Genomic DNA, 6745 nt, shown 5'->3' with positions numbered 1-6745 from the left:
GGGAAATTGATGAAATAAGTCGATCATATTCAAATCTTAAATCCATATAACCTCTAGGGGATACATCAAAGTTTTCTACACTTTTTAAACCATCATGCTCATCAATCAAGACAAAGAGACGTAAACCTCCAAGACCAGTAGACTGAGCATTATCAGGATAAAAAACATCACCCGAGATAATATCTTTAATAAGATAAATGCTTCTCTGTGAGTCAGAAAAAACTTTCATATATGATCTGGAATCATTAACTGCAAACTTCAACTTTTCCGAGAACGCTAACGAAGGAATCAACAAAAAAAGAAGAAGAAAAAACTTCACAATAAAGACCCCTTTTAAAAGATAAAAAAGCTGTTATCTGATAAGGCTATTTGCACCACCCAATTACAGCACGTCTGGATACTTCTAATTGTTTTGCAACTTCAGAATAACTTAAACCTAATTGCTTTAGCTTAACAGCTTGCTCACGTTTGACTGCATAAGCCTCACCTTTAGCTTTCCCTCCCTTAGAGCCACGTTTTGCTTGTATCTCACTGAAATCACCATAGCTAAACCGTTGCCATACCCACTTAGCAATACTTTTAGCTGTAGCTTTTACTTCACTATATGGTAATGGTTGTTCAAAACTATTATTAATCGCTTCTATTTGCGCCTTAACAGCCTTTTCCCAGTCATAGCTAGAGTTATGGTGCATATAGTCTCTAATCGCTTTATACGCCCAATGACGCCCCTTTTCGAACATTGTCACGTTACGTCCCAGGCCTACAACTTCTAGTTTCTTAGGTAACTTCTTTGGTAGATCTACAAAGTCAGCAAGGTAATCAAGCGAATATGCTCTTTTAGTCCAAAAGGTTGTACGCCATTTAGGATGTAAGGGATTCTTGGTAATTAATTGGGAATAGCTGAGATCTGCGCCTAGCTTGAGTGCATAAGCATAATAGACTGATTGTGCGTACTTGATTGCTTTGATACTGGCAAACTCACTTGTACAAAGTGGTATCTCTAATTTGTAGCAATGGTGACAATGACCATTATCTGCATTTTGAGTAGTCCAAAGCGGTGCAGGCAAATTTGCATCAAACCAGGATAAAGCAGAGTTTTCTTTATCATCATCAAAGACAAAGTAAATCGTCATAAGTGGCGGGTTTACTTGGATATATGGCTTTTTGACTGCAATAGCTTTTGTGCGAATGAAAGTGTATCCAGGGACTTCGTCCATGCAATACGGCTTATTCGGTAGGCTTTCAAACAGATCAAGCTGTTGTTTAGTGTAATTTTTTGCGGTTTCCATGCTTCTAACGCTTGAGAAATCCGCCTGTACCTGTAGAATGGTTCACAGACGCAAGACGGATTAAACCCCTAATTGTTGTTGAAGAATACAAACCCGATTGACTCGATTCCGCCAAGTTTCTAAGTCGTCGGGTTTTTTCATTTGCGTTAGTTTTACCACAGTTTTCATGTAGTTGTAAGAAGGAAGAGGAAGTATCCGCTAATTGCATTCAGATATGCTCTAGATGCTCACCATTTGCGTTCTAACGCCGTTTTACTTTATACCTAGTTAATTTGGTAGCTATTCTTTATTAAATCCATCTTATTGCGTCTTTTTGTGTCGCTACTATCTTTTCTTTTTTTCCTTTTAATTCTAGTCTTCTCTTATAAATTTTCTTTCTAATAAAACAATGTTTAATAGGGGTATAGGTATGAGTTTTTTTGATAAAGTTTCTAAAGCAGCTTCTGCGGTCAATGATGGCATAAAGGAACAGCAACGAAGACAACGAGAAATGATTGAACGATTGGAATCTAAATCAGATGATCAACTAAAGAAAATTATCAAAGATGATAGTTTCTTTGGTCCAGGTCAGACTGAGAAAAATATAGCTCGAAAGATTCTACGTGATCGTGGTTACTAAGAAATGGCAGAACTAGCAGCTTTTATAGTTAAATTAATGATTTATGGTGCCCTTCTTTTAGCAGGGCCTATAGGTTGGATTATTCTATATTTCCTTTTAAAACGAGATAGTCGATAGCCAAGTACTTTGAAATAGAATTATTGATATTGACTAATATAAAGAATTTAAAAGAGCTAGGGGCTACAAGCCCCTAGCTCTTTTTAGTTATTAAAAATCTAGAATATTGCTAGCATCGAGTTTTCGGCAAAATGTTTTGGTGTATAGGAATGCTTTATCGAATTCGAAAGTACATGCTTCACCAGGTCTTTCTTCTGTTGAGAAACGAATCTTGTAGATATAGTCTCTATCTAAAACAGGAGCATTGTCTAATATCTTCAAATTCTCAGTTGAATAACCTAATAGATCAAATACTTTTTCAGACTCTGTATGCTCTAGATGCTCACCATTTGCGCCCTACGACTTATTAGGACGTAAGCCCTATAAATCCCTAGTCTCTTTTGTGGATTCTTCTAAATTCGTTATTTCGGATTCTCTTTATTGCTTATTAGTAAGCATTACTAGTTAGATAGGTTTTATAAAGTATTTCATAGAGGTAATGAGCTAAGGTTCTTGTAGACCTTAGCTCTTCTTAGTTATTAGAACTGCTCATCTCTCTAGTAGAGATGATATATATCAACCGATATATATATAGATATATATATCTCTAAGGAAAGAGATTACTTCGTAATCTCACTTGTTTTGCCCCCTTTCCCCCAAAATAATTATTCCGAAAGAAAGGTGGATCCCCTACATAATATATAGGTCTTATCTGTCAAAAATTACTTTTCTTAGATAGTGTATATCTGAGATCTTTTCGATTGACCTTATTTAGGGGTCTGGCCCCTATCAAATGTATGCAGCTTATGACCACCTTCGCTTTTTAGCTTCATTTTGATAAAGTATTCTGTCTTAACCAGATACAAGACGTTGCTTTCAAGACTTTTTCTTTTATCTAATTCATCATGCTTAATTAAACCTACGCCTTTATACTTGCGTAGATTCTTGCTGAGATATATCCCTTTCGCTTCTGTAACACTCGTCCATAGTTTGCCAATAGAATCAGCTATCTCAATATCATTTTGATATTTTTCACCATCTAAGAAATAAATCATGTTGTAGTGAAAATTCTTTTCTATGCTGTAATCTAATTTCCAGATATAGCCTACTAAGTCTTTTTTATATTTCTTCTTCAACTGAGTGATTAATTCATTTCTTTCATGTTGAACTTTCTCTATACGCTCCCTTCTAACGCTCTCTTCTTTTTGAACCTGTTGGTCTGTGGATTCTGGGAGCATCTTTAACGGCTGGTTATAGTCCCATTCATCCACATAACTTACATCAAGATCAACAACCAAAAGGCTAGGTGAAGCTATGAATAATGATTTGATATAGCGTAATAGCTGCTCTTGTTTTTCACGGTCATTTTTACGGCTTCTGACCATGTTCTTCTTATTTTCTTCCTGACCTAGTGCTAATTTAAGTGCCTTCAAAACTTCTAGTAAACTACTCTGTTGCATTTCTCCTGTTACTTTCAAGAAAATTTCTACATACGGCGAAAATGTACTAAAAGGAAAATATTCCTTAAGTAGGTAATTAGCCTCTTTCGCATCAAGTAACGCCTTATACGTAGTTACATTCAATTTTTCGGATTTATCGCTGTCTAGTAGTCTGAGCTGCTTTTCGATTAAAACTACGTTTTCTAATAGCTCTAAAGAAGATCCTATACCTAGTCCTATACCCTGTGATTTTTCTTTTTTAAAAACTTCTTTCAAATAACAACCGTACTGAGTTAAACCACCATAAAACTCCAGGTAATCATCTTTAGTTGGTTTAGCCATTTTGCATCACATCTATAAATCTATACGGCAGAGTGTATTGGTATAGAACCCAATAGCCAAAGATTTAAAACAAATAATTGATGTAAGCAAAGCCCCTGTAAGTCACATAGAGAATGCTCTTAAGTGTTCTCTATAGACGGGGGGTTTTGCTCACTTTTCACCCTAAAAAGTTAGGGGTATATTTTTTATTATCAACAGCTTAATGAATTTCAGCTTGGGCCTTGACCCTATACACCGTAGCCACCCCTACACCTACGGCTTTAGCTATCTCTTCCTTGGTCATATCACCCGCATCAAGCAGTTGCTTGATGCGGGTGTGTTTAGCTGTATTTGCTTTTTTTCCTGTCGGTTTATAACCTGAACGCTCTAGTCCCTGTTTAATCCGTTCTCTACGTTTATCGTTGTCTAACTTCGCCATAGTGGCAAGTAAGTCAATCAACATGCTGTTAATGACATTCAAAATTTCTCCTGTCATTCCACTATTAACAACATGCGTTGTCGGTAGATCTGCAACAACCAGGCGCAGACCTTTACCCTTAATTTGTTGCTTAAGAATTTCAAAGTCTGATTGTTCTAATCGTGAAAGGCGGTCTACTGATTCAACTAAAAGAATATCGCCTTGATTTGATTCGTTCAGAAGTTTTGTGAGGATAGGGCGATTTAATTTAGTCCCGCTTTCATTTTCTATATATTCAATATATTCAGAACCGTAATCATTGCTGAACTTAATCAAGTCACTAAGTGCTCTCTCTGCGTCCTGGTCTTTCGTTGATGCTCTGACATAAATACGGACTGTCATATTTAAACCTATCTTAAAGACTTATAATTCAATGTCTAATGATAATACTATCATTTAATTACAATTGAAAGTCTAAAGATAGATTATTTTATCATTTAATATTTTCTCTTTTGCCTATAGTTCTTTGATAGGTAATATAATTTGGAATATTCTAAGAAATACTGAGGTACACAATTTTGGCTAATGCTTGGGGAATACCGAAAAACATTGAAAGATTAGTTTTGGAACGTGATCAACGCTGTGTCTATTGCGGTTCCGAATTTGGAACCGAAAGATCTAAGAAACGATCATGGGAACATATTATCAACGATATTACGATTACAGGCTTAGATAACATCGCTTTGTGTTGTGTTGGCTGTAATGCGTCAAAAGGCAATAAAGAATTAACCATTTGGTTTCATTCCGAGAATACCCGTAAACGTGGAATTACCTCCGAAACTATTGCAGATGTGGTGAAGGTGGCACTAAAAACCTGCAACTAGGCGGGTTTTTTAGTTTTGGTGAAGCATCTACGTGCATGAAATCAAATTGAGTAGGTAGTTCTGCCCATTCATTCACTCAGGATTATCTGTCTTTTCGCTTTTGTTCCAATCTCGTCCCCATTGAGTTTCCCCGCATATATTACAAGTGTAATCCCCTGTATCCCTTCCCAATGGTTCTTTTTCTTTTAGTAACTTAGGGTGATCACATAACGGACTACCTTTCGCAGCCCATTCCTCTCTTAACCTGTTTGCATGCTCTATGCTAATAGTCATTTTTACTTCCTCAAAAAGTTGGAATCTTCCATTCAAGCACCTCTCGACGAGATTCTTCTGCAATAACTCTAATCAATTCTATTCCTTGGTGATCAGATATGCCTCTTTCCATAAGAGCTATTAAACACTGAGCAAAGAATACCCTAGCCTGGTTGTTAGGAATCGCCATTTCCTTAATCCAATTATCAGGAAGCGTAGTAAGTGCTGCATTCAATACCATATAAACAAAATTTGTATTACTAAAACCTTCAATAGTAACAATTTCTCTAAATTTAGAATGCTCAATTACCTGAAGTTTATCTAACATCATTCCTGATTGCAGTATCAAGCTATAGCACATAACGTCTTTCTCTGAACTAGAAACGCTTTGTGCCAAAATAATCCACTCCCCAATAGTTCTCAAAGTTCTTTCAGTCGCTTGGTTGTGCCTTCTAAAATATCTAGAAATTAATAAGTAAAGTACAATCAAGACAACTGCTATAAGTAAAAAAGTTTCCATTATTCTCCCATGAGAAATTTTCTCTTATTTTGTATTAGTCCAATACCGCACGTATCACACGACCAAACAAGCCACGGCGTTTCTGTGGTTCAGGTTCACGCTGTTGCTGTTTAATGATTGGCTTAGGTTCTGGCATTGGTTGCGGTGTCTGTTGTATTGGTTCAGGTGCCGGCTCATGTACCTGTTCCGTCTGTTGTGGTTGTTCTGCTGTCTTTGGGGCGCCAAGCAACCGTTGTAGGGATTCGATCTGCTCGTTCTTTGCCTTTAGTTCTTCACGTTGGAATTGTTCACGCTCTTGTGCAAGTTCAAGTTGTTTTTGAAGCATGTCCACTTGTTGTCGCATGATGTCTAGTTCTGCCGACTTCTGTGTCGCCTGTGACTGTAACGTGACGTTTTGACTACTTCGCTGTGAAGGTTCACCAAAGACACGGATAGCTTCGGCAAGGTCAATCTTACCGCCACTATTCTTACTTAAATCGCCTTTGTTTATACGCTTATAGATGCTTTGGCGGTTCATGCCATACAGCTTAGAAAGTTCTATTACCGATAATGCTTTCATCTTATAATTTTCATGATTGGCTTACTTTTAAAATAATTTAGGGCTACTAGTAACGTTACGTTTATTTTTATATTCGTACATTAAGCAAACTTTATCAAACATTTCCTTAAAACCATGTTCATTATGGATCTTATAGGAAAGATCATCATCTAACGTACGCCATGAGATATAACTGTTAAAGGTATTACTTCCAACACTTTCATAATCCTTAAAATAGGATTCATCCCAGATAGAATATTCTTTAGTCAAACAATTGAGGGAAATTGATGAAATAAGTCGATCATATTCAAATCTTAAATCCATATAACCTCTAGGGGATACATCAAAGTTTTCTACACTTTTTAAACC

Annotated in this window: 9 protein-coding genes; 2 read left to right on the top strand and 7 right to left on the bottom strand. The window is 36.5% G+C overall.

Annotated elements, in window-relative coordinates; genetic code table 11:
- Positions 1 to 229: hypothetical protein (locus NI466_RS15355; protein ID WP_253173976.1), on the bottom strand; the 229-nt coding region annotated here is incomplete at its 3' end.
- 136 nt (positions 230 to 365) lie between these two features.
- Positions 366 to 1289 carry a replication initiation protein gene (locus NI466_RS15350; RefSeq protein WP_253173975.1) on the bottom strand — a complete coding sequence of 308 codons (924 nt, stop codon included), beginning with the start codon at positions 1287 to 1289 and terminating at the stop codon, positions 366 to 368.
- 409 nt (positions 1290 to 1698) lie between these two features.
- Between NI466_RS15350 and NI466_RS15345 the strand changes: the two genes are divergently transcribed.
- Positions 1699 to 1908: a hypothetical protein gene (locus NI466_RS15345; protein WP_017401256.1), complete on the top strand. Its 210-nt coding sequence runs from the start codon at positions 1699 to 1701 to the stop codon at positions 1906 to 1908.
- Positions 1909 to 2771: 863 nt separating this feature from the next.
- Here the strand turns inward: NI466_RS15345 and NI466_RS15340 are convergent.
- Positions 2772 to 3785 (bottom strand): YagK/YfjJ domain-containing protein, encoded by a 1014-nt coding sequence (locus tag NI466_RS15340; protein ID WP_253173974.1) that lies wholly within the window; start codon positions 3783 to 3785, stop codon positions 2772 to 2774.
- A gap of 199 nt (positions 3786 to 3984) precedes the next feature.
- Complete coding sequence (locus NI466_RS15335; protein WP_253173973.1) at positions 3985 to 4584, bottom strand: recombinase family protein; 600 nt, start codon at positions 4582 to 4584, stop codon at positions 3985 to 3987.
- A 176-nt stretch (positions 4585 to 4760) separates the two neighbouring features.
- On the opposite strand from NI466_RS15335, the gene NI466_RS15330 reads away from it, so the two are divergent.
- Positions 4761 to 5066, top strand: a complete 306-nt coding sequence (locus NI466_RS15330; RefSeq protein WP_253173972.1) for an HNH endonuclease — start codon at positions 4761 to 4763, stop codon at positions 5064 to 5066.
- 283 nt (positions 5067 to 5349) lie between these two features.
- Here the strand turns inward: NI466_RS15330 and NI466_RS15325 are convergent, their stop codons facing one another.
- The 3 genes from NI466_RS15325 to NI466_RS15315 form a co-directional block, all read right to left on the bottom strand.
- A complete protein-coding gene (locus NI466_RS15325; RefSeq protein WP_253173971.1) occupies positions 5350 to 5838 on the bottom strand; it encodes a hypothetical protein in 489 nt (162 codons plus the stop codon).
- Between the two features lie 34 nt (positions 5839 to 5872).
- On the bottom strand, positions 5873 to 6397 hold the full coding sequence (locus NI466_RS15320; RefSeq protein ID WP_253173970.1) for a plasmid replication DNA-binding protein: 525 nt from the start codon (positions 6395 to 6397) through the stop codon (positions 5873 to 5875).
- A gap of 27 nt (positions 6398 to 6424) precedes the next feature.
- A partial coding sequence (locus NI466_RS15315; RefSeq protein WP_253173969.1) for a hypothetical protein occupies positions 6425 to 6745 on the bottom strand: 321 nt, incomplete at its 5' end.

This window comes from Acinetobacter lwoffii (genome assembly GCF_024129595.1).
In the GTDB taxonomy this organism is placed as follows: Bacteria; Pseudomonadota; Gammaproteobacteria; order Pseudomonadales; family Moraxellaceae; genus Acinetobacter; species Acinetobacter lwoffii_O.
This window is presented reverse-complemented; position numbering and strand designations above follow the sequence as displayed.

Coding starts and splice junctions, on each gene's coding strand:
- NI466_RS15350 (WP_253173975.1), bottom strand. CDS start 1,289: ATGGAAACCGCAAAAAATTACACTAAACAACAGCTTGATCTGTTTGAA.
- NI466_RS15335 (WP_253173973.1), bottom strand. CDS start 4,584: ATGACAGTCCGTATTTATGTCAGAGCATCAACGAAAGACCAGGACGCA.
- NI466_RS15340 (WP_253173974.1), bottom strand. CDS start 3,785: ATGGCTAAACCAACTAAAGATGATTACCTGGAGTTTTATGGTGGTTTA.
- NI466_RS15345 (WP_017401256.1), top strand. CDS start 1,699: ATGAGTTTTTTTGATAAAGTTTCTAAAGCAGCTTCTGCGGTCAATGAT.
- NI466_RS15325 (WP_253173971.1), bottom strand. CDS start 5,838: ATGGAAACTTTTTTACTTATAGCAGTTGTCTTGATTGTACTTTACTTA.
- NI466_RS15320 (WP_253173970.1), bottom strand. CDS start 6,397: ATGAAAGCATTATCGGTAATAGAACTTTCTAAGCTGTATGGCATGAAC.